The organism is Psychrobacter sp. M17(2026), from assembly GCF_055699815.1.
Genome location: NZ_CM146741.1, coordinates 2797946 through 2823367 on the forward strand (window position 1 = coordinate 2797946; position 25422 = coordinate 2823367).

Sequence of the window (25422 nt, forward strand, 5' to 3'; positions counted from 1 at the left end):
ACCTCATGCGTTTGACTCAACTGTTATCTGATTCCCCACGTAACTCTATTTTGATTGGTTTATGCTTTTTGGTACTACTGATTTTGCCTTGGCTACACTTAATGCCAGAGAGCTCAAGTTTTCACTTGTCTGCCTACTGGATAACGCTTATTGGCAAAATCATGGCTTTAGCAATGGTGGCACTGGCACTAGATCTCGTCTGGGGTTACGCTGGTATCTTAAGCTTAGGTCATGGCCTTTATTTTGCCTTGGGCGGTTATGCCTTTGGTATGTACTTAACGCGCGAAACAGCAGGCAACGCTCTGCCAGACTTTATGCGTTTTTTGAGCTGGACTGAAATGCCGTGGTATTGGGCGGGAACGCAGCACTTTTGGTGGGCTATGGCCTTGGTGGTGCTCGTTCCAGGTCTGGTCGCTTTTATCTTTGGCTATTTTGCTTTTCGCTCAAAAATTAAAGGGGTTTACTTTTCGATTATCACCCAAGCCATGACCTACGCCGCAGCCTTACTGTTTTTCCGTAACGAAACAGGCTTCGGTGGTAATAATGGCTTCACAGGTTTTACCACGTTGCTCGGGTATGACATCACAGCTTCTTCAACCCGAGCGATGTTGTGTTTTACCACAGCTTTGGCTCTGCTACTGTCATACATAGGGCTACGCTACTTGATGAACCAGCCTTATGGCCGCGTGCTTGGTGCTATTCGTGATAGCGAAAATCGTTTGCAATATCTGGGTTATCGCACGCTTTGGTACAAGCTATCCGCTTGGGTGTTGTCCGCTGTGATTGCAGGTATCGCAGGTGCTCTATATGTGCCTCAGGTTGGCATCATTAACCCAGGCGAGATGAATCCTGTCAACTCCATCGAGATGGCCGTATGGGTGGCTGCTGGAGGTAGAGGGTCACTCATCGGTGCTATCGTAGGCGCTGGCGCAGTCAATGCGATTAAGACTTATTTTACTGTGGCTTACCCTGAGTTTTGGCTGCTTATTTTAGGGGGATTATTCGTAGTCGTTACTATATTTCTACCTAACGGTATTATTGGTGTCCTCGATCGTTTTAAGAAGGAAAAAGAATGATGTCAAAAATATCTAATAAGACTGATTATAGTATGAGTACTCCAACAGGGAATAATAAAGCGACTGACCGTATAACGGCTACAGAAAACAGGGCTGCTCGTCCCGTCACTACTTTGGCCGAAGATTATGGCGACAGTGCTGGTTTAGCACGCCCTACCCCTAAATCAGGTCCAGATATGAGGCATGGTATCGCGCTGTATTTGGAAGACGTTAGCGTATGGTTTGACTCGTTTCGGGCACTTAATGACTTATCTTTATACATCGAAGAGGGTGAGCTACGCTGTATCATCGGTCCTAATGGCGCGGGCAAGACCACTTTAATGGATGTTATCACTGGTAAAACACGTCCGACTAAAGGCAGTGCATTTTTTGGTCAAACTCATAATTTAGCCAAGCTGTCTACTGAAGAAATCGCTGAGGCTGGCATTGGCCGTAAGTTTCAAAAACCAACGGTATTTGAAAAGTTCACCGTACTCGATAATTTAATGCTAGCCGCGCCCAAAGACAAGCGCGTATCAAAAAGTTGGTTTACCAAAATTGATGCGCAAACTCAAGATACGCTTGACTCAACGCTACAGCAAATTCGCTTAAAAGACATGATAAGCAAGCCAGCAGGGTTATTATCTCATGGTCAAAAGCAGTGGCTAGAGATCGGTATGTTACTGATGCAGAGACCAAAACTCATCTTGCTTGATGAGCCTGTGGCAGGCATGACTGATGCCGAAACAGAACATACTGCTGAGCTGTGTCTACGTCTCAAAGAGAATCATACCTTGGTGGTGGTTGAGCATGACATGACCTTTATTGATGCTATTAGTGAAAAAGTAACCGTTTTAGCAAATGGTGCTATCTTGGCCGAAGGGACTTTGAGTGAAGTGCAAAACGATGAGGCCGTTATTGAGACCTACTTAGGTCGATAATACACTTGAGTCGATAATAAACTTAACTCGATAATAAACTCAGATCAATAACAAATAATAGCGCTTAAAACTGAACCTAAAAAAGAATGCAGGTGTTTATATGTTAGAAGTTAATGCTATAAATCAATATTACGGTGGTAGTCACATTTTACGGGACGTCACTCTTACCGCGCCTGTAGGTGAATGTAGCGTCGTACTGGGCCGTAATGGGGTCGGTAAAACTACTTTACTCAAATGCTTGATGGGTATTTTACCTATTAAATCGGGGGAGATTTTATTAGACGGTAAGGATATTAGTAAGATGACGCCTGAACAGCGCGTGCGCGCAGGACTCGCTTATGTGCCGCAAGGACGCGATATCTTTTCTACCTTAAGCGTTGAAGAAAACATCCTCATTGGCATGGCAAAATTCTCTCAGGGTAAGGCAAGTAAAGTACCCAAACATTTATACGATATATTTCCGGTACTCGATGAGATGAAGCATCGCCGTGGCGGCGATCTATCAGGCGGTCAGCAGCAACAGCTGGCTATTGCAAGAGCACTGGCATCTGAGCCATCAGTACTAATCTTGGATGAGCCTACTGAGGGTATCCAGCCCTCTATCATCAAAGATATCGGTAGAGTCATTCGTAGTCTTGCTAATAAAGGCGATATGGCAATTGTTTTGGTTGAGCAGTTTTATGAGTTTGCAGAAGAGCTTGCTGATAACTATACTGTGCTCTCTCGCGGGCAGGTGGTTGCTCAAGGAGCAGGTCACGTCATGGCTGAGAATAACATCCAAGAATTGGTGGCCATATAATTAGCAGCCGCAGCCTATTCAATTGAGCATTGAGAAGGTAATATATTCTATATTTTTATGAGCTGTGATAGTCAAACCTAAGTTTGATTATCACAGTATAGCCTCAAGGATATTCTATTTTGACTTGGCAATCTTCGCTACAGCTGCATTTTGACTGCGCCTCTCATACGAAAAAAACTCGACTGTCTCATCGTGCTCATACTGGTGCTTTAGTAGTACAGCGCGCGCTATATCCTGAGCCTGATAGCCAAGAGGGGATTTGCCATATTTACGTGTTGTACCCGCCCGCTGGTATTGCCGATGAGGACCGCTTAACCTTAGACTTTACTCTCAAGCCCAACAGTCACGCTGTGATTACGACTCCTGGAGCGGGCAAATGGTACGGTCAACGAGAGTCTCTACGGCACTCAGAATCTGCCGACTCATCAAAACTTATTAGCGCAGAACAGCATATCGACGCGCACCTTGATGATCATGCTATTCTTGAATGGCTCCCCCAAGAAAGCATCTATTACGACCACTCTGTCTCTTGCGCCAATAATCGCTTTTATTTAGCTAAGACAGCCAGTTTGCTGACTTGGGATATTGCTGTGTTCGGGCGTCAAGCGTATCATGAGGTTTTTGCTAACGGTCATTATGCCAACCGCTTAGAGATATGGCGTGGTGAGGGTTTACTCGTCAGTGAGCATACTTGCCAGCAAGCCAATACGCGCTGGTTTATCTCCCCGCTTGGGTTAAACCATCACCATGTGCATGGCTCCTTTTGGGCAATACCCAGCACAGAGGTCATTGCACCAGAGCTACAAGATAATCCGCTCAAGCTTGGTCAGTATTTAGATACTATTATTGCCGAGGTACGTCGCCTTATCGATCAGCAGTCGCTACCTATTTACTGTACTCACAACTATCAAGGTATTAATTGTCGCTATTTGGGGTCAGATGTGCGTGCTTGCTTTGACGCTTTTTACCAAATTCGCGAGCTTATCAGGTCTAAATGGTACAAGCTTGAGCCTCATCGACCGAGAATCTGGGATACCTAATATCACCTACTATGCATCTCAAGCAATGCGCCACTAAACCACAATGAAACTATTTAGAATATCTTTTATGAGCATTGAAAACGATCAATAATTTCTAAAGAACGATAATAATTAAGGATTATCCATGCAATTAAACCCCACAGAAAAAGATAAACTTTTATTATTTACAGCAGGCATGGTAGCGGAGCGTCGTAAAAATCGCGGTGTCAAGCTGAATTATCCTGAGTCTATCGCTTACATTAGCATGTTACTAATGGAAGGCGCGCGTGATGGCAAAACCGTGGCGCAACTGATGAGTGAAGGAGCCACTTATCTCTCTGCCGATGACGTCATGGAAGGCATCGCAGAGATGATACATGATGTCCAAGTTGAAGCCACTTTCCCCGATGGTACTAAGCTGGTGACGGTACATAACCCCATCGTGTAGCTTGCTTGTTTCAAGCTCGTATAAAACGTTATTGAACTAAGCTATAGCCATAGACTATTAAGGATAATTAATATCATGATGAAAGTAGGTGAATATAAAATAAAAGCAGGCAATATGGCCTTAAACGCTGAGCGCTGCGTTCAAACCATAGCAGTCATCAATACCGGCGACCGCCCTATTCAAATCGGCTCTCACTATCACTTCTATGAAGTCAATACAGCACTAAGTTTTGATCGAGAGTCGACGCTTGGGTATCGACTCAATATCTTATCTGGTACTGCGGTACGCTTTGAGCCAGGACAAACACGCGAAGTTGAGCTGGTTGCTATCGCAGGTCGTCAGCATATCTATGGTTTTGCGGGGAAAGTCATGGGGCCAGCTGAGGTCAAAAACACGACTGCTACTTCGCAAAAGTCTATCGACAGACGTATTCACGCAGAGCATTTTGGCCCTACTACAGGGGATAAAGTCCGCTTAGCCGATACTCATTTATGGCTTGAAGTTGAGTATGATTTGACTAGCTTCATGGATCAGCGTTCTGATGCTCACAAGGTCAGTGTTGGTGAAGAGGTTAAGTTTGGCGGCGGTAAAGTGATCCGTGATGGTATGGGTCAATCGCAGTTACTGGGCGATCAAGTTGCCGATACGATCATTACCAATGCCTTAATCGTCGATTATACGGGTATTTATAAAGCTGATATCGCTGTCAAAGAGGGGCGCATTAGTGGCATTGGTAAAGCGGGTAATCCTGATATTCAACCTAATGTGACGCTACCTATTGGCGCGGCTACGGAGATTATCGCAGGAGAAGGTAAAATTCTGACTGCTGGCGGTATCGATAGCCATATTCATTTTATTGCGCCGCAGCAATGTGAGACGGCATTGATGTCTGGTCTCACCACAATGCTAGGCGGTGGTACGGGACCCGCTGAGGGTACGCTTGCCACCACTTGTACGCCTGGCGCTTATCATATTCAGAGTATGCTAAAAACCACTGACTCTATTGCGATGAATATCGGACTATTAGGCAAAGGCAATGTCAGCTTACCTGCGCCTATTGTCGAGCAAATTGAAGCAGGTGCTATCGGTCTTAAGCTCCATGAAGACTGGGGCTCTACGCCCAAAGCCATTGATAACTGCCTTAGCGTGGCTGAAGAATACGATGTACAAGTGGCGATTCACACCGATACACTTAATGAGAGCGGCTATTTGGATAGCACTTTAGGCGCGTTTAAAGACCGCTGTATTCACACCTTTCATACCGAAGGCGCAGGCGGTGGTCATGCTCCAGATATTCTAAAAGCCATTGGCGAGACCAACGTGCTACCCTCGTCCACTAATCCGACGCGCCCGTTCACTATTAACACCATTGATGAGCATCTAGACATGCTCATGGTTTGTCATCATTTGAGCCCCTCTATCGCTGAAGATGTCGCTTTTGCAGAGAGCCGTATTCGTAAAGAAACCATCGCCGCTGAAGATATCTTACAAGATATGGGTGCTATCGCTATGATGAGTAGTGATTCGCAAGCGATGGGACGTGTGGGAGAAGTCATTATTCGCACGTGGCAAACCGCTGATAAGATGAAAGCTCAGCGCGGCCACCTCGCTCCTGATCAATCGGCTAAAACTGAGCAGTCCTCTAAAAATATAACCCTAAGTGATGCTGACGCTGATAGCGGTAATGATAATTTTCGTATCAAACGCTATATTGCAAAATACACTATCAATCCTGCGATTACTCATGGTATCAGCGATGAGGTAGGTTCTGTTGAAGTCGGCAAATGGGCGGATTTGGTGTTATGGTCACCCGCATTTTTTGGGGTAAAACCTGATCGCATCCTCAAAGGCGGCTTGATAGCTGCTGCGCCTATGGGCGACCCAAACGCCTCCATCTCTACTCCGCAGCCTGTGCACTATCGCAGCATGTTTGGCAGCTTCCCCAAAACTGTGGCGCAGACTTGCATTACCTTTATGTCAAGCGCGGCTATCGATAAAGGCGTTGATAGGCAATTGGGATTAGAAAAAGTTATTCGAGCGGTACATGACATTCGTAAGGTGCGAAAGCAACACATGAAGTTTAACAGCTACTGTCCTGATATGGAGGTCAATCCTGAGACCTATGAAGTCTATGCCGATGGCAAACTACTAACATGCGAGCCTGCCGAGTATCTGCCAATGGCGCAGCGCTACTTTTTATTCTAGTAGCGTTGTCATCGCTTTGATTGTGATGGCTTTTAATCAAGTCACAATAATGCCAAAGCAGATACCCATCCAAATTATTTTTCAACTAACTATAGACTTACCTTATGCAAATTTATACTCATCGTCTCGAGACATCAGATCTCAGTGCTGAACAAAACACTGTGATTAATAGCCAAAAACAGGCAGGGAAATTTTTATATTTAGACTTTGATACCCGCCAGCGCAGCCGATTCAAAGCACAAACTCAGCAGCAAGAATCCATTGGTGTGGATCTACCCCGTACCGAAACCATTAAGAATGGTAGTGTGCTAGCAGATAATCAAGGCGCATTGATACAGGTTATGGCGGCCAAGCAAGCCTTAGTCGAAGTGACTGCCGATAATAGCTTTGATCTTATGAAGGGCGCTTATCATTTGGGTAACCGTCATGTACCATTGATGATTGCACCCAAAGCATTGTACTTTGAGCCTGACCATGTATTAGAGGCGATGCTACAGCAACTTGGCCTACATACCCAAGTTGTCCAAGCGCCGTTTGAACCAGAAACGGGTGCCTATAAAGGTGATAATAATGGGCATGCTCACTCTAATAATCATGAGCACGCGCACAGTCATCATAACCATAGCCATCATAATAATGGTCATCACAGTGATAATCACAGTCATGATAACGCTCATGAATAATGATTCCGTGTACTCACAGCAGACTACTAATAAAGCACAAGGTATAAGCGATCTGAATAATACCGAGGTAACTGGACGTCTATTGATGCTAGCCTCAAGTAACTTGCCTATTGGCAGTTATACCTACTCCCAAGGTGTAGAGTCCGCTATTGAGTCAGGGCTTATTCATGATGAAAGCAGCTGCTTAGCATTTATGAGTGACTATCTGGAGCTCGCACTGTGTCGCTATGAGCTACCGCTATTGGCGCTTATGATTGAAGCCCTGACGGTTGATGACGTAGCGCTTGCTGATGCCTTAGGCAAGGATTATCACGCCAGCCGTGAGAGTAAAGAGTTCGTCTATGAGTCGAGCCAATTAGCACTATCCTTATCCGCATGGCTTGATGAGGTACTTAAGCTTGATGTACCTGATAGCTTGCTTGCCCACGGCTTTTTGCCACTGTTTGCCCATATTAGCGCGCATTGGCAATTTAAGCCTGAGCAAGCGATGACCACCTACGCCTTTGGTCAAATAGAAAATATGGTACTGGCAGCGGTCAAAACCGTACCGCTTGGGCAAATGGCAGGACAGCGAGTTATTTGGCAATTACAGCAGTTATTAAGCACGCAAGTATATCCGCTAGCGATCCGCGTCAAGCAAAGCTTTTTGCACCTTCAGGATACGTCTGTGGAAGTCAACATAAAGCTAAATCTACTTTATCAGCAGCTACATATGTCCGCGAATCTACCCCATTTAGCGATACTCTCTTGTCAGCATGAAAAGCAATACAGCCGATTATTCCGCTCTTAAATACTGACACACCTAACTTCTATTGAACAATACTTATTGAACTACCGTTATTTAATAACCCTTATCGAGGATATTTATTTATGGCACTGACACCTAAAGTCGAAAACACTCATTCAGATACGACACTATCACCTCTACGCTTAGGTATTGGCGGTCCTGTTGGTTCAGGTAAAACAGCATTAACCCTCAGATTATGTCAGCGCTTACGTGATAGCGTCAATATGGCCGTAGTGACCAATGATATCTATACCAAAGAGGACTCTGAGTTCTTGACCCGTCATGAGGCGATGCCAGCCGAGCGTATTCGAGGTGTCGAAACAGGGGGCTGCCCGCACACGGCTATTCGTGAAGATGCCTCAATTAATCTCGCTGCCATCGCTGAATTACAGCAACAATTTGCAGGTCTTGAGCTTATTATTATTGAATCTGGCGGTGATAATTTGGCGGCTACCTTTAGCCCTGAATTATCCGACTTAACACTTTATGTCATTGACGTCTCAGCAGGCGATAAAATCCCTCGTAAAGGCGGGCCTGGCATTATGAAATCCGACTTACTCATTATCAATAAAACCGATCTTGCCCCTTTAGTAGGCGCATCGCTTGAGGTTATGGCACATGACGCCAAAAAAATGCGCGGTGATAAGCCTGTGGTCTTTAGTAACATGAAAACAGGCGACGGTCTGGATGATATTGTGGCCTTTATTCTTGATAAAGGCATGATAAGTGCGGCGTAAGACGCTACCTGTATTGTTATCTCTCAAAGCCAAATATTCTGTGGCGTCAATAACTATTTTATCCACTGATAAACGGCTCAGCAGATCGTGAGTATATCGATTTGTTGACTTATTAAGGATGTATTATCATGAGCACAAAAGCATCACAATCTATAGCCTCTAAAACCCTTACTAGCAAAACAGTAATCATCAGTGGCTTGGCACTACTGTCATTGCTACCGACACTGGCATTTTCTCATTCTGGGCACGACCTACTAGCGACAGATGCCGCATTTATAAGTTCAATATTGTCTGGCATAACGCATCCTTTGACGGGGCTTGATCACCTCATGCTAGCACTCGGTATGGGCATGCTATTGACTCAAATGCACAGCTTCAAAAAAGGCTTTGCCTCATTAGGGGTTGGTTTGGTAGTGGGATTTGCACTGAGCTTGAGTGTGAGCTTGAACCCTATGTTCATCGAATACGGTATTCTATTCTCTATCGTCGCACTCACCACAGCCCTTATGAGCCGCTACTTTAATAACTCATTGAATCAAAGCAACAAAGCATCCGTTAAAACAGGGCATAACTTAGCCATCATTGGTTTTGGTGCGCTCGCTATGTTCCACGGAGCTGCACATGCCATTGAGGTTCCTACAAGCGGCACTATAGCGGGTTTCTTTACTGGTATGATCATTGCTATGCTTGGTCTATATACTGTTGGCAAAGGTGTTGCCATTTATCTGAACCATCGCTTACCAGACAGCCTGATTACTCAACGCATTATCGCTGTTTTTGGATTGTGCGCTGTACTGTTGAGCTAGTTCAGGATGCGAGCGCCAAACTGTCTAGGCTATGCACTGATGGAGAGCTTCTTTGAGATATTCAAGTATGAGACTATCTACATTGAAAAGAATAAAGCGACTGAGACATTAGAAAAACAAATTCATGAATATGTGCATTACTGTAATGATGAAAGAATTCAGCTTAAACTAAAAAGACTGAGCCCTGTACAATACAGGGCTCAGTCCTTGGTCAAACTTAAACTGTCCAAGTCTAGAGGGTCAGTTTATTAAGGGCGGTTTTTTTATCTTCACACTACTATAGGGCATAAGTAAAAATAACTTATACTCAATAGCAATCTTATTCAGCAGAATCAGCAGCTTTCTTATTACGGCCACCGAATGCGCCAAAACGTTTGTTAAAGCTAGCAACACGACCTTCAGTAGAGGTTTTACGTTGCTCGCCCGTATAGAACGGATGCGATGCACTTGAGATATCAAGTGGATAGTACGGATATTCTGTGCCTTCATACTCGCGAGTGGTTTTGGTCTTAACGGTTGAACGGGTTAAGAAATAAACGTCAGCATTGGTGTCATGGAACAAAACGTCATGATAATCAGGATGGATATCTTTACGCATAATAATCTCTCTAGGTCCGATGCATGTCATCTAAATGATAGATAATCAGGATTGACATACGTAACTGAGGCACTAAGCACATATCTAAGGCTGGCAATCACGTCACTGGCTTATTCCAGCACTCAACACCACACCTCTGCTTTCTTAGCCTTCCACAGCGGGAAAATTAAAGGGCGATTTTAACGGTTTTTGGACTTTGATGCAAGCCATCGAGCAATGACTATTAATAAAAGCGGCTTAAAGATTATGCTTAGTTGTCATTGCTACTTAGTTGTCATGGTCAAAAGTTCACATTGTTCTGTGCAGCAAGATAAAGCAATACATCCGTTTGCATAACGCTACTGACTTTTGCACTGCGATACGTTATAAATGATGAATGATTTTGATTACAGGCTTTTAGAGCAATCTATTAAACCGTATTTATCAACAATTACTTATTGATAGGAACAAAGATTTATGACTACTCTTTCTTTAAATTATTCAGCAAAAATATTAGCAAAAACTCTAGTCATCAGCTCAACTCTAGCGATAACTACCCTTGCCAGCGCCGCCATGCCAACGCAGTGGGAGCTGGACAATTCACATACTCGCGTCGGCTTTGAGGTTGAGCATTTAGGCTTTTCGACCACTATGGGTCGTTTTGATAAGGTTGATGGCACGCTTAATTACAATATGAAAACGCCTGATGCTACGCAAATGAGCTTTGTTATTGATACTAATAGTATCAATACTGCATGGGAGGCGCGTGATGAGCATCTTCGATCTGACGACTTCTTTGACGTTGCCACATATCCAACAATGACCTTTAAATCGACCCAAGTCAGTTTTAGTAATCCTATTCAAGCTAAAGTAACAGGCGACTTTACCCTGCTAGGTAAAACTATGCCATTAACACTTGATGTGACTCTAAAAAAGCTTGCTGATAGCCCGATGACTAAAGAGCCTGTTATCGGCTTTCGTGCGACAGGTAATATCGACCGCGCGGCTTATGGTATGACTATGTTTGCAGGCGGTATCACTACTAACGTGCCTATTCAAATCGACGGCGAGCTGATTAAAAAAAACTAGTGTAAAAAAGTATTCTGATGAACAAAAAAAAGCAGCTCTAAAAATGGCTGCTTTTTTATAAGATACTATATTAAATATTATTTGGTACGGACAACATGCCAGACACCAAGCTTATTGTCACCATCTGTATCACCTACTTTGGTATCGTTGGCATAGAAATATAATGGCTTGCCATTAGCAGCCCATTGATAAGTGCCATCTTCTCGTTGAAAAGCTGAAAACTGACTTGATGACTTGGCATTATTAGGTGCCATAAATGCAGGCCAAGCAACCGTGCAAACTGAACCACACTCAGACTTATTCATTGAATCTTTATCAAAAGTATACAAAGTCATTTTATTAACTGAGTCGACTAACACCCCGTTCATACTAGTAACTGGAGCTGTATTACTGGCAGTAGCTTGTATATCTTGCATCCCTGAATCGCCCATGCCCATCATGTCTTTCATAGTCGTACAACCAGAGAGCGCTAAGACTCCTGTCAAAGCTGACAACATAATAATATTTTTCATAGTAACTTCCTTATCTCATAGTAAAAAATTATTTCGTTAAAGTTAGTTGCTCTATCTATATCCTAATAGCGAGCAGTTTCAATATAGCACAAGCAAAAAACGATTAATCCGCTCTCTACTTCAAACTAACAAAACACCTCAATACAGATAACAGATAATAGTAAGCCGTATTATTTTCAAGATTCCGTTTACCTTTATTTTTAGAGTTTGCTTATTACACAGCACCTTCACTTGTTGACAAAATTTATGCAGTACTTTACGCGTTTACGGTTATATAAATCTTAATATTCCGTAGAATACTCATTTAAGACCATATGATCAGATCAGATAATATAATGAGCAATCCTTTTACAGCTAACGTCAAATGTTGCATTGCGTTGTCATTAGACAACAATTTGGAATATGAAGAAGGGTGCTTTACTATCTCTATTGAACTCAACTGTTAACGCACTCATATCTATACAAAGATAATAAAATCAATAAGTTTGCCACTATCGCTCCTAAGTTAGGCTAAGTGGCTCCAAGGATACCTACTCGATTATGACTCATTCTTTTAACTACGCTCATACCTTCGCAACTGCAGATGCAACTACTGCACCTTTGGCTACTGCTAAAGCTAAAAAGCGAGTCGGTATCTTAGGTGGCGGTACTGCTGGGGCGACTATCGCCATTCGTCTAGCAGCATTAGGACTTGAGACTTATCTATTCGAGAAGAAAAAATCACTCATCGATGGTCCGCCAATGTGTCACTTGCATGCAGGTGGTAATCTATATCGTGAGATTCCTGATGAGGATTGCGTCGCACTACTCAAGCAATGTATCGATATCTTACGTCTTTATCCTTATACCATAGACGTGCGCCCTACTGTGTTCGCCGTGCCCACTCGTGATGAAGGCATGCCTGAGGATCTACTGCCGCGTCTAGATATATTGACCCAAGCTTATCGTGACCTTATTGAGCAAAATCCTAATAATAAAGTATTGGGTGAGCCTGAAGACTACTATCAGCTTTACAGCCATGAGCAGCTCATTGAATTATCCGGACGCGAGCAAGTCGCTGTGCCTAGCACTGTCGATGAATGGGTCATACCTGTTGCCAAATATTTAGATTTAAATAAAGTCAAATATCCGCTGATTGTGGTGCAAGAGTACGGCTGGAATATCTTTCGCTTGGCAGCATCAGCTCAGCTTGCGTTAGATGGCTATGATAATGCTCACGTCTTTACCGATACCAAAGTTGAGCAAGTAGTAGCTGTTGAGTGCAGTGACTGTAGCAATGCCAATCATCATGTCTCTAAGTGGCGCATTGACTATCAGCAAAGTCCTCAAGCCTTTAAGCATAATAACGATACCAGCAGTGACGCTAATAATGATGTCGCAAAAAATACAGCACAATCTGATTCTATAGAAGTCGATTATCTAGTCAATGCTTGTGGCTTTCGTACTGGTATTATCGATGATATGGTCGGTGTCGATGTCACACGTATGGTAGAGTTTAAATCCTCATACATTACGCATTGGGATGATGCTGGTGGGCAAATACCTGAGATTATTGTATATGGTGCGCGTGGTACTCCTGAGGGTATGGCGCAGTTGACGCCATACCCTGGCGGTTATTTCCAGATTCATGGTATGAGTAAATTTATTACTCTGTTTGATGATGGCTTGGTGGCCTCTACTAAGGATAGCTCACAACCTAAGCTGCCTGCACAGTATGTGCACTACATCGAAGATGGCTGGGATAAAGCGCCACTACAAGCGCGTAGTCAGCAATCGATCGATTATGTTGCTGAATTTGTACCGAGTTTTAATAGTGCACGTACCATAGGCAATGCCTTATATGGTGGTCAGCAAATTCCAGGTGAAGATGATACTCTACGAGTGGCGGATGTCAGTCTCTATCCTAACTTGCATTATGCACGCGCTGAAAACGTCAAAGCATCATCGACATTGATTGCTGCTGATGAGATCGTTGAGCAATTGATTGAGCTTGACCTATTAGAGAGCAATTTACCTGCTAATCAAGATCGTTATGCTCATAATTGGCAATATCTAGAGCACAATGATAGCTTGACTATCGATGGCGCTGCTAGAGTATTGGCTGAACAACGCGGCTTTCCTACTCGTATGGCAGAGGTCAATCATAGTGTTCATGATGTAGCGTTAGATGATTTGACCCCAGTGATGGTTTAGGCCGTAGAATATATAATTACTATTAATAAAAGGGCTTAGCGTAATACGCTAAGCCCTTTTATTAGCTGACTGTCATTAACCATTCAAATTGACCGTTTCGTTTAAACTGTCAATTTGCTTACCAATTTACTTAGTTACCCACCATCTTCTTAGTGTCTACTTCTTCATCAATAGTTACGATCGTCTGTAGTAGCTCAATCGCCTCAGCGATACTATTACAGACCACTAAACGCTCAAGATCCTCAGCCTTCATAAAGCCCTGATCAGTGGTAAATTTAAGGTGCTCAATTAGACTGTCATAAAAGCCATTAATATTGAGAATAATCATCGGCTTTTCGTGCTGATACAACTGTCGCCATGTGGCAATTTCCATTATCTCTTCTAGAGTACCTAGGCCACCTGGTAGGGTAATAAAGGCATTCGCATACTCCGCCATAACCGTCTTGCGAGTGTGCATGGTATCCGTTAGATGCAGACGCGTTAAGCCCTCGTGAGCGATCTCATGCTTGAGCATAAAGGTTGGGATAACGCCTACTGCCTGTGCGCCACCATCGACTACGCCATCAGCGACCGCACCCATCAAGCCGATACTAGCACCGCCATAGACTAGCCCTAAGCCGTTCTTTGCAAGCGCGCTACCTAGCTCACGCGCCGCTTGTTCATAAACCTCATCATTGCCCAAGCGCGATCCACAATAGACGGCTACTAATGGCATAGTAAGGCTTGATTTATCGACTGCTTGTTCTATATTGGCTATATCGTGACTGGTTATTACTTCATACGTATCGTTATTGATTTTCATTTGCATCATGTCGTGCCCTTAGTTTAGTTTTTAAATTTTAATTTTAATTTTTTTAGATATCGTGCTTTTTTTAATTCTAGTATCATTTTTATCTATGACTGTGATGATATTAATTTTTATGCTGGTTGATTGGATTATTGGTTAAAATTAGGCTACGTTTATTTTACCATAAGCCATACTAATACTGGTTGGCAACGCTTGATCACTACGTAATCACTACATGCTAGCGCTCAATACTCAGGCAATTTAGGATATAACTATGTCAGATAATGAATCATTCCACAACTTGCAGCAAGAATATAATACCAAAGAAGCTATGAATAACAATGAGACTATAAAAACATACTCATTAACTATAATGACTGAACGCAACCACACGCTGGCAGCTACTATTTATCGTCCTCGAAATCAGATCAAGACCGCGATAATGATAGCACCAGCAACAGGTATTAAGCGCCAGTTTTATCATCATTTTGCTGAGTTTTTAGCAGGGCATGGCTTCGGAGTTATTACTTTTGATAATGAAGGTATCGGTGAGTCGTTGACCACTGATTTGAAAAAATGTGATGCTTCCCTGATTAGCTGGGGTCGTCATGACATGCCAGCGGTGCTCGATGCCCTACACTATGAGTTTCCTGATGCCTCATATCATCTGATCGGTCATAGTGCAGGTGGTCAGCTCATTGGCTTGATGCCTAATTATAGTGCTATTAGCTCGGTATTCAATGTCGCTTGCTCGTCAGGCTGTATCGCCAATATGGACATGCCCTACAAGCTCAAAGCGATGGGATTTATGGATGTCTTTATACCGCTAAGTAATCTAACTTTGGGCTATACGCCAGCGGACAGAATCGGTATGGGCGAGCCACTACCACGAGGCGTTGCCAGACAGTGGCGTGAGTGGTGCAATGGCTCAGGCTATATTCAAACCGCACTTGGCGAAACTGTGCATAGTCACTTTTATGATGAAGTTGCGATGCCTGCGCTTTGGCTAGGCTTTAGTGATGATGAAATCGCTAATAGTAAAAACATCGACGATATGATCAGAGTATTCCCAAACATGCCTGTAGAAAAGCACTACCTTGACCCCAAGGCCTTAGGCGTCAATAGCATAGGACACATGCGTTTCTTTAGTCGTAAGACTCATGCACAAGCGCCTGAGCTTTGGCAAATGGCGGTGGACTGGCTTAAAACGCACTAGCCATTATTTTAATTAGCCCTTAGCGCAGATTTACCGCGCAAACGAGCCAGCACTAACGGTATAAAAAATCCTAATGTACATAACAATATACCCCAAGCATTCACGCCTAGTAGCAGCGCGTAATCACCATCGCCTATAGCCCAGCTCTGGGGTACAGCGCCTATGGCTAATGCTACCCCTAACATCAGACCCGTCCAAAAGCTTAAGTGAAAGCTCCATGGCGACCAGCTGGTAAACTTATAAAACAAAAATACCGGCGCAAGACCCATAACCATAGTGCCAGAGATAGTCGTCGCGAGTAGGATATCAGTCCCTGCAAACATAGGTATATTACCCAGCAAGGCGAAAATGATCATGACGACAGCGCCAATTTTTACACTGGGTAGACTTTGAATGCTACGCTGCGCAAGCCTTGGCAAATCTACCGCTAGCGACTTAGCTAACGAGCTAAAAGTAGAATCCAGCGTCGAGCCTGCTGAGGTCATCATAATTACGCTCATAAAAAACAGCGCCGCCAGCCCTAGCGAGCGTCCAACAGCGACAGGTGCATTGCCCATCGCATCGATACCGTTTAAGCGCGCATGTACTCCTACTAAGCTGAAAACAAATACTGCTACAAAGCCTAGCAATCCTGCGACTACGAAGCTTTTGAGCATTGTCTTTTCATTATTTACAAAGCCGCGATCGGTCAGTACAGGATCATGAAAAGGATAGCTAAACAGCTGTAGCAAAGCCACTAATAATAAATCTACACCACCATTCAGTCGAAAGCTACCCGACTGCAATAAAGCGCTCGGATCATTAGCAGGCAAAATCATAAATATGACTGCGCCTAAAAAGAACACAAAGACAAAGGTCTGAATCACATCGGTAAATATAGAGGAGCGCAGCCCGCCCTTTAAACTATAAGCTAAGGTAAAGCCCGTAAATACCATCGCCGCTGTGTAATATTGCCACTGTCCAGGCAGACCAAAATAGCCACCGACCACCGCAGTATTACTCCAAATCTCATTGTAGAGCCGAATCAAAATAGCCGCGGCAAAAGCTAATGACGCTAGCCGTCCAAAGCGCGAAGTCAAAAACTCTTGTAAGCTACGCGCGCCCGTCTGCGTACGAATCAGATAAATCACATAGCCCGCTACGGGAATAGAGAGCCAATAACTGGCATAAGCGAGGCCACCGACGACCCCATAGGTTGCGCCTAGATTGGCCGCATTAGTCACTGACTTGGCAAATATCCAACTAATAAAAATACTAGCAGTCAGTGCCCATTGACCAACGGGCTTACCTTGCTCATCGACCCCTTTGTAGAACGACTCTGAACTTTTACTTTTGGGTGATAGCACATACATAATCACGCCATAAACCAGCAAAAACCCCCAAAATAATGCAGCTTCAGTGATACCCATTGTAGATGACATCCTTGTTTTGTTTGACTATCACTAACCTTTAGAGTTCACTTTGAATATTATAAAGTTTTAATTGATAGGGTCTTCTGTAGACTTTAGATTTTCAGCGGCAACACGCTTGGTTAAAGCGGTATGCAATGAGGGTTGCAAATTATGAATATTGGCGAGCATCCATTTGATATAGTCGATAGGCACCTCTTTTATTAACTTGCCTTTGTGCTTACCAAAGGGCATCTTGCCTGTCGGACTGGCTTTGTTCGATATTTTATAGGCAGCAGCAAAATCAGTCGGCTCAATCTCAAGGCGCTCGCAGCAGGCTTTATATAGCAGGTAACACATTCGCGCGTCACCCAAAGCATCGTGCGCCGCGATAGTCATTTTGCTCGCCTCGCCTTTACCTATTAGCTGCTCGATACACTTTGATTGACCATAATAGCGCCATTCTGGAAAGGCCACACGCGCCAGTCTAACGGTACAAATCAGCTTGGCCGCTGGGCGACCAATGACTCGCCAATCAAAGCGTACATTATGACCAATTAGATACTCTGGCAGCTCAAACTCATCAATATCAAACGGCTCAAGTCCAGCGACATCCTCGTCGGTGATACCATGCACCTTTATCACCACAGGCGATATAGCACGGCCACTATTAAAGTACTGCATCCACTCAAAGCCTGTAGCAACATTGATAGTCGCCACTTGAATAGGTCGTGGGTCGCCGCCTCGGTCGGTCTCTGTATCGATAATCAGCGCGGTTGCTATGTCAGTCATTCATCAAATACCTATCTCTTTTACCAAACACCATTCAAAGTTTTGGCACATATTCTATAGAATAACATTCTATACCTTTACTTAAGAGTAAATAAGGCGAATCAATGCTACCTAACGAGTCATCAACACCGCCACCCTTACCAGTGCCGCCAAAACCGCCAAAGCCTTCGCTCTTTAGTCGGATATTCAGTGTACTACTAAGAGCCGTTTTTTTATTTGCGCTTTTGTTTATATTTGACAAGCTATGGCCAACTTTTCGCTTGCAAACACAGACCTTGATCGAAAGTAAATGGCAACAGGTTAATTTATTACAAGAAGAGCTACCTGTAGATAATAGCTTACCTAGCCCATTACCTGGGCAAAGCTTAACCGATACGTGGGGCGCGGCTCGTAGCCAAGGTCGCTCTCATGAGGGCATTGATATCTTTGCTGAGCGTAATACACCTGTACAAGCCACCACCCATGGCATTATTAGCAAGGTAGGTGAGAATACTCTAGGCGGTCGCGTGGTGGTCATCGTCGGGCCTGGTGGCGCGGGGCATTATTATGCGCACCTAGAGGATTACGCTGATATTAGCGTTAATGATTGGGTCGAGGCGGGAGACACCATCGGCTATGTTGGCAATAGCGGCAACGCCAAAGGCACACCGCCACACGTGCATTATGGAATATATATCAATGGTAGCGCGGTCAATCCTTATCCTTTATTAATAAAAAACTAGCGATAAAAACGTTAACTTTGAAAACTTTGACTAGCTTATATATTAAGTCTCTAGTAAGAAATTTAACGGCCCATCATTGACACTCTCAACTTGCATATTGGCACCAAATTCACCCGTAGCTACTAGCGGATGCTGCGTCTTGGCATAAGCTATCATCTGAGCAAATAAAGCTTGCGCTATATCAGGGGCCATCGCACGACCAAAGTCAGGACGGCGACCTTTATCCGTTCTGGCCATTAGCGTAAATTGCGATACTAATAGTAATCCGCCATTCACTTGCTGCAAGTTCTGATCAAGCTTGCCTAGTTTGCTAATATCTTCAGTATTTTCAAAAATACGATAAGTCAAGATCTTATCGATCATACGCTGCATGCTTTGGCTGTTGTCATCTTTGCCTAGACCGATATAAGCCAAGATACCGTGTTCGATTGCGCCAACGCTATGCCCGTTGACTTTGACACTAGCAGAGCTGACCCGCTGAATAAGTGCTTTCATTAAACTGTCCCTATATTAAACTGCCTTTAACCAATTACACGCATACGAGTAGCGCTGACCATGATAAAATACGCCATATTGTCATTCACTCTTATTTACAACTTTATTTAAAATTATCTTGGTAACTTACTATGTCATTATTCACTACTATTCAGCAATTTGTCCCACAACAGAAACTCAGCCGCGTCGCTGGTCGTCTAGCCTCTAGTCGTCACCCTTTGGTCAAAAAAGCCTTTATTCGTAGCTTTGCAAAAGCTTATGGGGTCAGCTTGGATGAGTATGAGCGCCAAAGCTTTAATGCCTATGAGAGCTTTAATGACTTTTTTACTCGTGAGCTAAAAGACGAGGCACGCCCTATTGATAAGACTGCGCAAGGTATCGTCAGCCCAGCTGATGGCGTCATTTCACAATTGGGGCAAATAGAAGATACCAAACTGTTGCAAGCCAAAGGACGCTATTACGAGATTGGACAATTACTAGCCAATACTGACGATGGCGATTACTTTGCCGATGGCAGCTTTGCCACCGTCTATCTAGCGCCAAGCAACTACCATCGAGTGCATATGCCATTCGCTGGTACTTTGACCACCACTCGCTATGTGCCTGGTACTTTATTTTCGGTTAATAATAGCACAGCCGCTAACGTGCCTGATTTGTTTGCACGTAACGAGCGCTTAGTCTGTATATTCGATACAGAATATGGCAAAGCAGCGGTAGTGATGGTCGGCGCGATGATTGTCGCAGGTATCGAATCCGTAGCGACGGGCAAGATTACGCGTACTAAAGATATTCAGCTAGAGCAGCATGAGATAAAGCTTGAAAAGGGCGATGAGCTTGGACGCTTTTATCTAGGTTCAACTGCTATTGTGATTTTGCCAAAGGCCGCGAAAGCGAATTGGCAAGAGAGTATGAGTGCTAATACTAAAGTTGAGATGGGTGAGCTTTTAGGATTGGCAAACGTAGAATAAAGCTTTTGTTATTAATAATTTTGTCTGAAAAAGCCGCTAACATGAAATTGCTAGCGGCTTTTTTTATTTAAAAAAATTGTAGGTAAGACCTTATCAATACCGATAATGACCATGAATAGGATAGGCAAACAGAATGTTTTCTTCTTGAGTGCCACGTCCGATATTGTGAATAATAAGTGGCGTACCATCATCCGCGCTTTTGTCTGAAACCACACCAATATGGGGCAAATTACTATTGGGCAAACGCCATGAGACGATATCACCTGTCCTAAAGCTGTCCTTATCAGTCATCGATAAACTCTGTCCATGACGCTCAAGGTAAGTCTCGATATTGGGTACACGGCGATGGTCAATATTTTTATCAGTGGATTTGAGACCCCAAATCTTAGGATAAGCAGAGAAATTGGCTTTCATATCGACATTGATCAGCTGCTGCAAGTCAATATTTTGCAAACGATAAGCGCGGACGACTACATCGGTACAAACGCCTGTCTCTTGAGGTACATCCCCGCGTGGAAATTCAAGCTTGCGATAAGTAGGATCATAGCTAGTTGTGACCCCGATTTGCTTTTTAGCATCAACAGCTAGTTTATCACCACTGCTAACCGTGTTAGCAGCTATAGCTGGTGTTAATAAAGCTATTGAGAGCATTACCGCCAACAAGCTCTTAACACTAAACGGCTCTATCCTACTCATCGCTGTGACCTACTTTATATATTCAATTCATTATTTAATTAAATTAATAATCGTTTTAAAAGCAGGATCTTGACTTGAACGGCATAGCTCAAACAATACAGTCTCAACCGTAGTAATGATGCCACCTGCACGGCGAATACGACGTAGTGCTAGCTTCTTATCATAGGGAAAACGAGAACCTACCGCATCACCAATAATGACAGGTTGCAGACCTTGATCAAGTAAATCAAGCGCGGTTTGAAGCACACAAACATGCGACTCTACCCCGAACAACAGCACGATACTGCGATTTTGCTGCGCTAGATGATTCCAAGCATCAGGATTATCACAAGCGCTAAAAGTGACCTTTTCAAAGCCTTTGCTGTTTTTTTCTTCTAACAGCTCACGAATTTCAGGGAGCGTCTCGCCTAAGCCTTTTTTATATTGTTCGTTCAGCATAATAGGAACACCTAAGGCTTGCAGACCTTTAACGAGTATTACTATTTTTTTGACGATATTCTTGTGATCATGGATGTGCGGAGTTAGACGTTCTTGGACGTCAATAACCATGGCTTGGGTGTTTTCACGGGCAATACGGTAAGTACGGTCAATAATCATAGTGGACATAATACACTCCTTGTACCTCTGTAGCAGATGGCGACAGATCAGTTTATTTTTATAGTATATGCTCCTTCTCATTTAGTCACATTTTGTTGAGGACGTCAACGAGGATAACCTATCGTAACAACTTATAACGAGCCTAGCTGCGCCGGTTTACTATTAACAGAAAATAAAAAAGCCTTCAATCATATAGATCAAAGGCTTTAAATTATGCAATAAACTGATTCGAAAATTTAAACTTTATATCTACACACGCTCAATAATAGTGGCGATACCTTGGCCAAGACCGATACACATAGTTGCTAGTCCAACTTCGGTATCCATCTGCTCCATTGCGTTTAGCAAAGTCACAGTAATACGCGCGCCTGAACAACCAAGCGGATGACCAAGTGCAATCGCACCGCCGTTGACATTGATGATGTCTTGCTTGTCCGTCAGACCTAAGTTTTTGAGTACTGATAGTCCTTGCGCAGCAAAGGCTTCGTTTAGCTCAATAGTTTGGATATCATCAAGACTTAAGCCCGCGCGTTTTAGCGCTTTTTGCGTAGCTGGTACAGGGCCATAACCCATAATAGCCGCGTCACAACCAGCGATTGCCATACTGCGGATACGGGCGCGTGGCTTAAGACCTAAGTCTTTAGCTTTTTGGGCGCTCATCACTAGCATCGCTGATGCACCATCTGATAATGCTGATGAAGTTGCAGCCGTAACCGTACCCCCTTTAGGATCAAAAGCTGGACGTAGCTTTTGCATTTGCTCCATCGTCGCATCAGGACGAATTACTTCATCAACGGTACATAATTGCAAACGACCCGCTTCATCATGACCTTCAATACCGACGATTTCATTTTTAAAACGACCTTCAGTAGTCGCTTCCCACGCGCGGCGATGCGACTCTAGACCGAATGCATCTTGCTCTTCGCGAGTAATACCATTCATGCGACCAAGCATTTCAGCGGTCAAGCCCATCATATTTGAGGCTTTAGCGTAGTGCTTTGAGGCCGCTGGATTTAAGTCAACGCCATGCATCATACCGACGTGACCCATGTGCTCAACACCACCAATAATAAATAAATCGCCTTGCTGAGTCATGATTTGCGCAGCAGCAGTATGCAGGGCTTGCATAGATGAGCCACATAGACGGTTAACGGTTTGACCGCCAGCAGTCTTTGGAATACCAGCCAATAGACCGATATTACGACCGATATTTAGGCCTTGCTCTAGAGTCTGGTTAACACAGCCCCAGATAATATCTTCGACATCATTAGTATCGAAATCATTACGCTCAACTAACGCGCGAACTAATTCTGCTGATAAGCTATCAGCACGCACATGACGGAACATACCATTTTTTGTTTTGCCCATCGCTGAGCGTACGCCATCGACAATGACCACATCATTTGGACTTAAAGTTGTCATATTAATTTTCCTTTTAAATTTTTATTAGTGATCGTCAGCTTATTTTTAGATCAAAAACAAGCTGACGACATTTATCCTAATTGAGTGTGCGCATTATGCCGTGGCGTAAAACGTCTCACCAGCGGCTGCCATGTCACGTATTTTTTGTGGGGCTTCATAGGCTTTGCCAAGATGCGCGTATTTCTCACACAGTGCTAAGTAGTTATCAAGACCCATTTGGTCGATATAACGACAAGGTCCGCCACGGAATGGTGGGAAACCAACGCCCATAATCATCGCCATGTCTGCTTCGCTTGGCGTGCTGACGATATTATCTTCTAAGCAGCGCACGGTCTCGTTGCAGAAGGCTAGCATAGTGCGATCAATAATAGCCTGATCATCGAACTCTTGCTTTTCACTATTAGTAGTGGCTTTTAATAGCTCATAAGTCGCTTCATCAGGGGTTTTCTTCGGCTTACCGCGTTTGTCCATTTCATACTTATAAAAACCAACGCCGTTCTTTTGACCTAAGCGTTTGTTGTCATATAGATGCTCGATAGCGCCTTTATAGTCGGCTTTCATGCGATCAGGATAGCCTTCTGCCATCACCTCAGCACCATGTACACCTGTATCTAGACCGACCACATCGATCAAGTACGCAGGACCCATAGGCCAGCCGAATTTTTCCATGACTTTATCCACATGGACGAAATCAGCACCTTGCTTAAGCAGTAAATCAAAGGCGCCAAAATATGGGAACAGTACACGGTTGACTAAGAAACCTGGGCAATCATTGACCACGATAGGCGTTTTGCCCATTTTGGTTGCTAGCGCCACAGTCGTTGCGATAGCCGCTTCAGAAGACTTCTCACCACGGATGACTTCTACTAGTGGCATACGGTGAACAGGGTTAAAGAAATGCATACCGACGAAGTTCTCTGGGCGTGCCAGCTCTTCCGCTAGATAAGTGATAGAAATAGTAGAGGTGTTAGAGGCGATGATAGCGTCGTCTTTGACTAAGCCTTCGACTTCTTTTAGCACTGAACGCTTGATTTTTGGATTCTCAACGACCGCTTCGATAACGATATCAGTATCGCTAAAGTCGCCGTAGTTAAGTGTTGGACGGATACGACTTAACGTTTCACCCATTTTGGTCGGAGTCATTTTGCCACGGTCGACCATTTTACCTAATAGCTTACTGGCTTCACCCATCCCCAAATCTAATTGCTCAGATTTGATATCTTTCATGATGATTGGCAAGCCTTTACTGGCGGCTTGATAGGCGATACCACCACCCATGATGCCTGCGCCTAGTACGGCAGCTTCATTAATATCATGCGCTTGTTTGCTATGCTTTTTGGCCAATTTTTTGACCAATTGATCGCTCAAGAATAGACCTACTAAGCTCTCTGCTTGTGGCGTCTTAGCTGCTTTGGCAAAGTAAGTCGCTTCAACTTCAATAGCTTCATCACGTGGCAAATTAACGTGCTTTTCAATTGCCTCGATAGCTAATGCTGGCGCTGGATACTGCTTAGGATTGGCCTTAGCAAAGATCATGCCTTTAGCACTGTTAAACGCCATCGCTTGCTCAAGCGGGTTTAATTTAACAGGATTTAGTTTTTCTTCGCGCTTAGCTTGCCAATCAATCTCGCCTGAGATACATTTTTTGACCAAATCTATGGCCGCATCTTGCAAGTCATCTGCTGCAACTGCTGCATCGACTAAGCCTAGTTTTAGCGCATCAAGGGCTTTTTTAGGGCTGCCTGTAGCGATCAATTCAAGCGCATTATCGATACCGATGACCCGTGAACTACGTACCGTACCACCAAAGCCTGGGAAAATACCTAGCTGGGTTTCTGGTAGACCGATGATGGCTTTGTCGCTCATAACGCGATATTCACAAACCAGCGTCATCTCACAACCGCCGCCCAGTGCTGCGCCGTTAATAGCCGCTACTTTCGGGAAAGGCAAATCTTCAAAGCGATTGAAAGCGCCATTCACTTTAATGCCCCAAGCTTTGATGTCTTCTTCTGAATTTTTAAATGAAGCGACAAATTCTGTGATATCTGCTCCAGCGATAAAGACGCCTTTACCTGAGGTGACAATGAGACCTTTGACATCATCAGACTTCTCTAACGCACTAACCGCTTCGCTAAGCTGTTTATTGGTTTCAAGATCGAACTTGTTGACGCTCTCATTCTCTGCATTAAAATGCATGTTGGCGATGCCATCCTCTAGCATGCTCACGGTAATGCGATTTCCTTGATATACCATTTGGAACTCCTTGCTATGTATTAAAAGCTATCTCATCAAGTTAAAAAACAAACCTATTTTTTAAGTAAAGTAGCTCGTTATTATTAATAAAAATTTTCAGTACAAATTGTTTAGCTCAAAGAATAAAATCATCTTCGATAAGCTGTTATCGTCAATTAGTGTAGGGATTATAGTAGCAACTGTCACAAGCTAAAACCAAACGCACAAGTCACTATTTAATGAGTAATTATAAATA

Annotated in this window: 26 protein-coding genes; 16 read left to right on the plus strand and 10 right to left on the minus strand. The window is 43.8% G+C overall.

Features of this window, described 5'->3' with window-relative positions; all coding sequences use genetic code 11:
- Positions 1–5: 5 nt before the first annotated feature.
- The 11 genes from urtC (at position 6) to ACR63T_RS11915 (ending at position 9732) form a co-directional block, all read left to right on the plus strand.
- A complete protein-coding gene (gene urtC, locus ACR63T_RS11865) occupies positions 6–1076 on the plus strand; it encodes an urea ABC transporter permease subunit UrtC (protein ID WP_201570256.1) in 1071 nt (356 codons plus the stop codon).
- Entirely contained in the window at positions 1073–1996 is a 924-nt protein-coding gene (gene urtD, locus ACR63T_RS11870; RefSeq protein ID WP_472784115.1) for an urea ABC transporter ATP-binding protein UrtD, read from the plus strand. Before urtC ends, urtD begins: the two co-directional genes overlap by 4 nt.
- Positions 1997–2096: 100 nt before the next feature.
- Positions 2097–2795, plus strand: coding sequence for an urea ABC transporter ATP-binding subunit UrtE (gene urtE, locus ACR63T_RS11875; protein ID WP_201570258.1), 699 nt, complete (start codon positions 2097–2099; stop codon positions 2793–2795).
- A gap of 119 nt (positions 2796–2914) precedes the next feature.
- Positions 2915–3835, plus strand: coding sequence for an urease accessory protein UreD (locus ACR63T_RS11880; protein WP_472784116.1), 921 nt, complete (start codon positions 2915–2917; stop codon positions 3833–3835).
- 124 nt (positions 3836–3959) lie between these two features.
- The gene (gene ureA / locus ACR63T_RS11885; RefSeq protein ID WP_010200554.1) at positions 3960–4262 is read left to right on the plus strand and encodes an urease subunit gamma; all 303 of its coding nucleotides are present in this window, start codon (positions 3960–3962) and stop codon (positions 4260–4262) included.
- A 78-nt stretch (positions 4263–4340) separates the two neighbouring features.
- Entirely contained in the window at positions 4341–6467 is a 2127-nt protein-coding gene (gene ureC, locus ACR63T_RS11890; RefSeq protein ID WP_472785278.1) for an urease subunit alpha, read from the plus strand.
- A gap of 104 nt (positions 6468–6571) precedes the next feature.
- Entirely contained in the window at positions 6572–7150 is a 579-nt protein-coding gene (ureE, locus tag ACR63T_RS11895) for an urease accessory protein UreE (RefSeq protein ID WP_472784117.1), read from the plus strand.
- Positions 7143–7940, plus strand: a complete 798-nt coding sequence (locus ACR63T_RS11900) for an urease accessory protein UreF (RefSeq protein WP_472784118.1) — start codon at positions 7143–7145, stop codon at positions 7938–7940. The genes ureE and ACR63T_RS11900 overlap by 8 nt, the downstream gene beginning before the upstream one ends.
- 80 nt (positions 7941–8020) lie before the next feature.
- Positions 8021–8674, plus strand: a complete 654-nt coding sequence (gene ureG, locus ACR63T_RS11905) for an urease accessory protein UreG (protein WP_201570264.1) — start codon at positions 8021–8023, stop codon at positions 8672–8674.
- A gap of 128 nt (positions 8675–8802) precedes the next feature.
- Positions 8803–9480, plus strand: a complete 678-nt coding sequence (locus ACR63T_RS11910; protein WP_472784119.1) for a HupE/UreJ family protein — start codon at positions 8803–8805, stop codon at positions 9478–9480.
- A 39-nt stretch (positions 9481–9519) separates the two neighbouring features.
- Entirely contained in the window at positions 9520–9732 is a 213-nt protein-coding gene (locus ACR63T_RS11915) for an IS3 family transposase (RefSeq protein WP_472785279.1), read from the plus strand.
- 67 nt (positions 9733–9799) lie between these two features.
- On the opposite strand, the gene ACR63T_RS11920 is transcribed toward ACR63T_RS11915, so the two are convergent.
- A complete protein-coding gene (locus ACR63T_RS11920; RefSeq protein ID WP_201570270.1) occupies positions 9800–10078 on the minus strand; it encodes a type B 50S ribosomal protein L31 in 279 nt (92 codons plus the stop codon).
- Positions 10079–10534: 456 nt separating this feature from the next.
- Between ACR63T_RS11920 and ACR63T_RS11925 the strand changes: the two genes are divergently transcribed.
- Positions 10535–11146, plus strand: a complete 612-nt coding sequence (locus tag ACR63T_RS11925; RefSeq protein WP_305898969.1) for a YceI family protein — start codon at positions 10535–10537, stop codon at positions 11144–11146.
- A 77-nt stretch (positions 11147–11223) separates the two neighbouring features.
- On the opposite strand, the gene ACR63T_RS11930 is transcribed toward ACR63T_RS11925, so the two are convergent.
- A complete protein-coding gene (locus ACR63T_RS11930; protein ID WP_472784120.1) occupies positions 11224–11658 on the minus strand; it encodes a COG4315 family predicted lipoprotein in 435 nt (144 codons plus the stop codon).
- A 540-nt stretch (positions 11659–12198) separates the two neighbouring features.
- Between ACR63T_RS11930 and ACR63T_RS11935 the strand changes: the two genes are divergently transcribed.
- Entirely contained in the window at positions 12199–13851 is a 1653-nt protein-coding gene (locus ACR63T_RS11935; RefSeq protein ID WP_472784121.1) for an FAD-dependent oxidoreductase, read from the plus strand.
- 130 nt (positions 13852–13981) lie between these two features.
- Here ACR63T_RS11935 and ACR63T_RS11940 read toward each other — a convergent pair whose 3' ends face one another.
- The gene (locus ACR63T_RS11940) at positions 13982–14659 is read right to left on the minus strand and encodes an LOG family protein (protein WP_305900335.1); all 678 of its coding nucleotides are present in this window, start codon (positions 14657–14659) and stop codon (positions 13982–13984) included.
- 253 nt (positions 14660–14912) lie between these two features.
- On the opposite strand from ACR63T_RS11940, the gene ACR63T_RS11945 reads away from it, so the two are divergent.
- Positions 14913–15854: an alpha/beta hydrolase family protein gene (locus ACR63T_RS11945; RefSeq protein ID WP_472784122.1), complete on the plus strand. Its 942-nt coding sequence runs from the start codon at positions 14913–14915 to the stop codon at positions 15852–15854.
- An 8-nt stretch (positions 15855–15862) separates the two neighbouring features.
- On the opposite strand, the gene ACR63T_RS11950 is transcribed toward ACR63T_RS11945, so the two are convergent.
- Positions 15863–17263: a sodium:solute symporter family transporter gene (locus tag ACR63T_RS11950; RefSeq protein ID WP_472784123.1), complete on the minus strand. Its 1401-nt coding sequence runs from the start codon at positions 17261–17263 to the stop codon at positions 15863–15865.
- Between the two features lie 69 nt (positions 17264–17332).
- Complete coding sequence (locus ACR63T_RS11955; RefSeq protein WP_472784124.1) at positions 17333–18034, minus strand: 3'-5' exonuclease; 702 nt, start codon at positions 18032–18034, stop codon at positions 17333–17335.
- A gap of 104 nt (positions 18035–18138) precedes the next feature.
- On the opposite strand from ACR63T_RS11955, the gene ACR63T_RS11960 reads away from it, so the two are divergent.
- Positions 18139–18756: a M23 family metallopeptidase gene (locus ACR63T_RS11960; protein ID WP_472784125.1), complete on the plus strand. Its 618-nt coding sequence runs from the start codon at positions 18139–18141 to the stop codon at positions 18754–18756.
- A 42-nt stretch (positions 18757–18798) separates the two neighbouring features.
- On the opposite strand, the gene dtd is transcribed toward ACR63T_RS11960, so the two are convergent.
- Positions 18799–19251 (minus strand): D-aminoacyl-tRNA deacylase, encoded by a 453-nt coding sequence (dtd, locus tag ACR63T_RS11965; RefSeq protein ID WP_472784126.1) that lies wholly within the window; start codon positions 19249–19251, stop codon positions 18799–18801.
- Between the two features lie 131 nt (positions 19252–19382).
- On the opposite strand from dtd, the gene asd reads away from it, so the two are divergent.
- Positions 19383–20219 (plus strand): archaetidylserine decarboxylase, encoded by an 837-nt coding sequence (gene asd / locus ACR63T_RS11970; RefSeq protein WP_472784127.1) that lies wholly within the window; start codon positions 19383–19385, stop codon positions 20217–20219.
- Positions 20220–20312: 93 nt separating this feature from the next.
- Here the strand turns inward: asd and ACR63T_RS11975 are convergent, their stop codons facing one another.
- The 4 genes from ACR63T_RS11975 to fadB all read right to left on the minus strand — a co-directional run bounded on the left by ACR63T_RS11975 (position 20313) and on the right by fadB (position 25187).
- Positions 20313–20870: a DUF1287 domain-containing protein gene (locus tag ACR63T_RS11975; protein ID WP_472785280.1), complete on the minus strand. Its 558-nt coding sequence runs from the start codon at positions 20868–20870 to the stop codon at positions 20313–20315.
- A gap of 75 nt (positions 20871–20945) precedes the next feature.
- Positions 20946–21521, minus strand: a complete 576-nt coding sequence (locus tag ACR63T_RS11980; protein WP_472784128.1) for an isochorismatase family protein — start codon at positions 21519–21521, stop codon at positions 20946–20948.
- 240 nt (positions 21522–21761) lie between these two features.
- Positions 21762–22934, minus strand: a complete 1173-nt coding sequence (gene fadA, locus ACR63T_RS11985; RefSeq protein WP_201570283.1) for an acetyl-CoA C-acyltransferase FadA — start codon at positions 22932–22934, stop codon at positions 21762–21764.
- Positions 22935–23027: 93 nt separating this feature from the next.
- Entirely contained in the window at positions 23028–25187 is a 2160-nt protein-coding gene (gene fadB, locus ACR63T_RS11990; RefSeq protein ID WP_472784129.1) for a fatty acid oxidation complex subunit alpha FadB, read from the minus strand.
- Positions 25188–25422 lie beyond the last annotated feature (235 nt).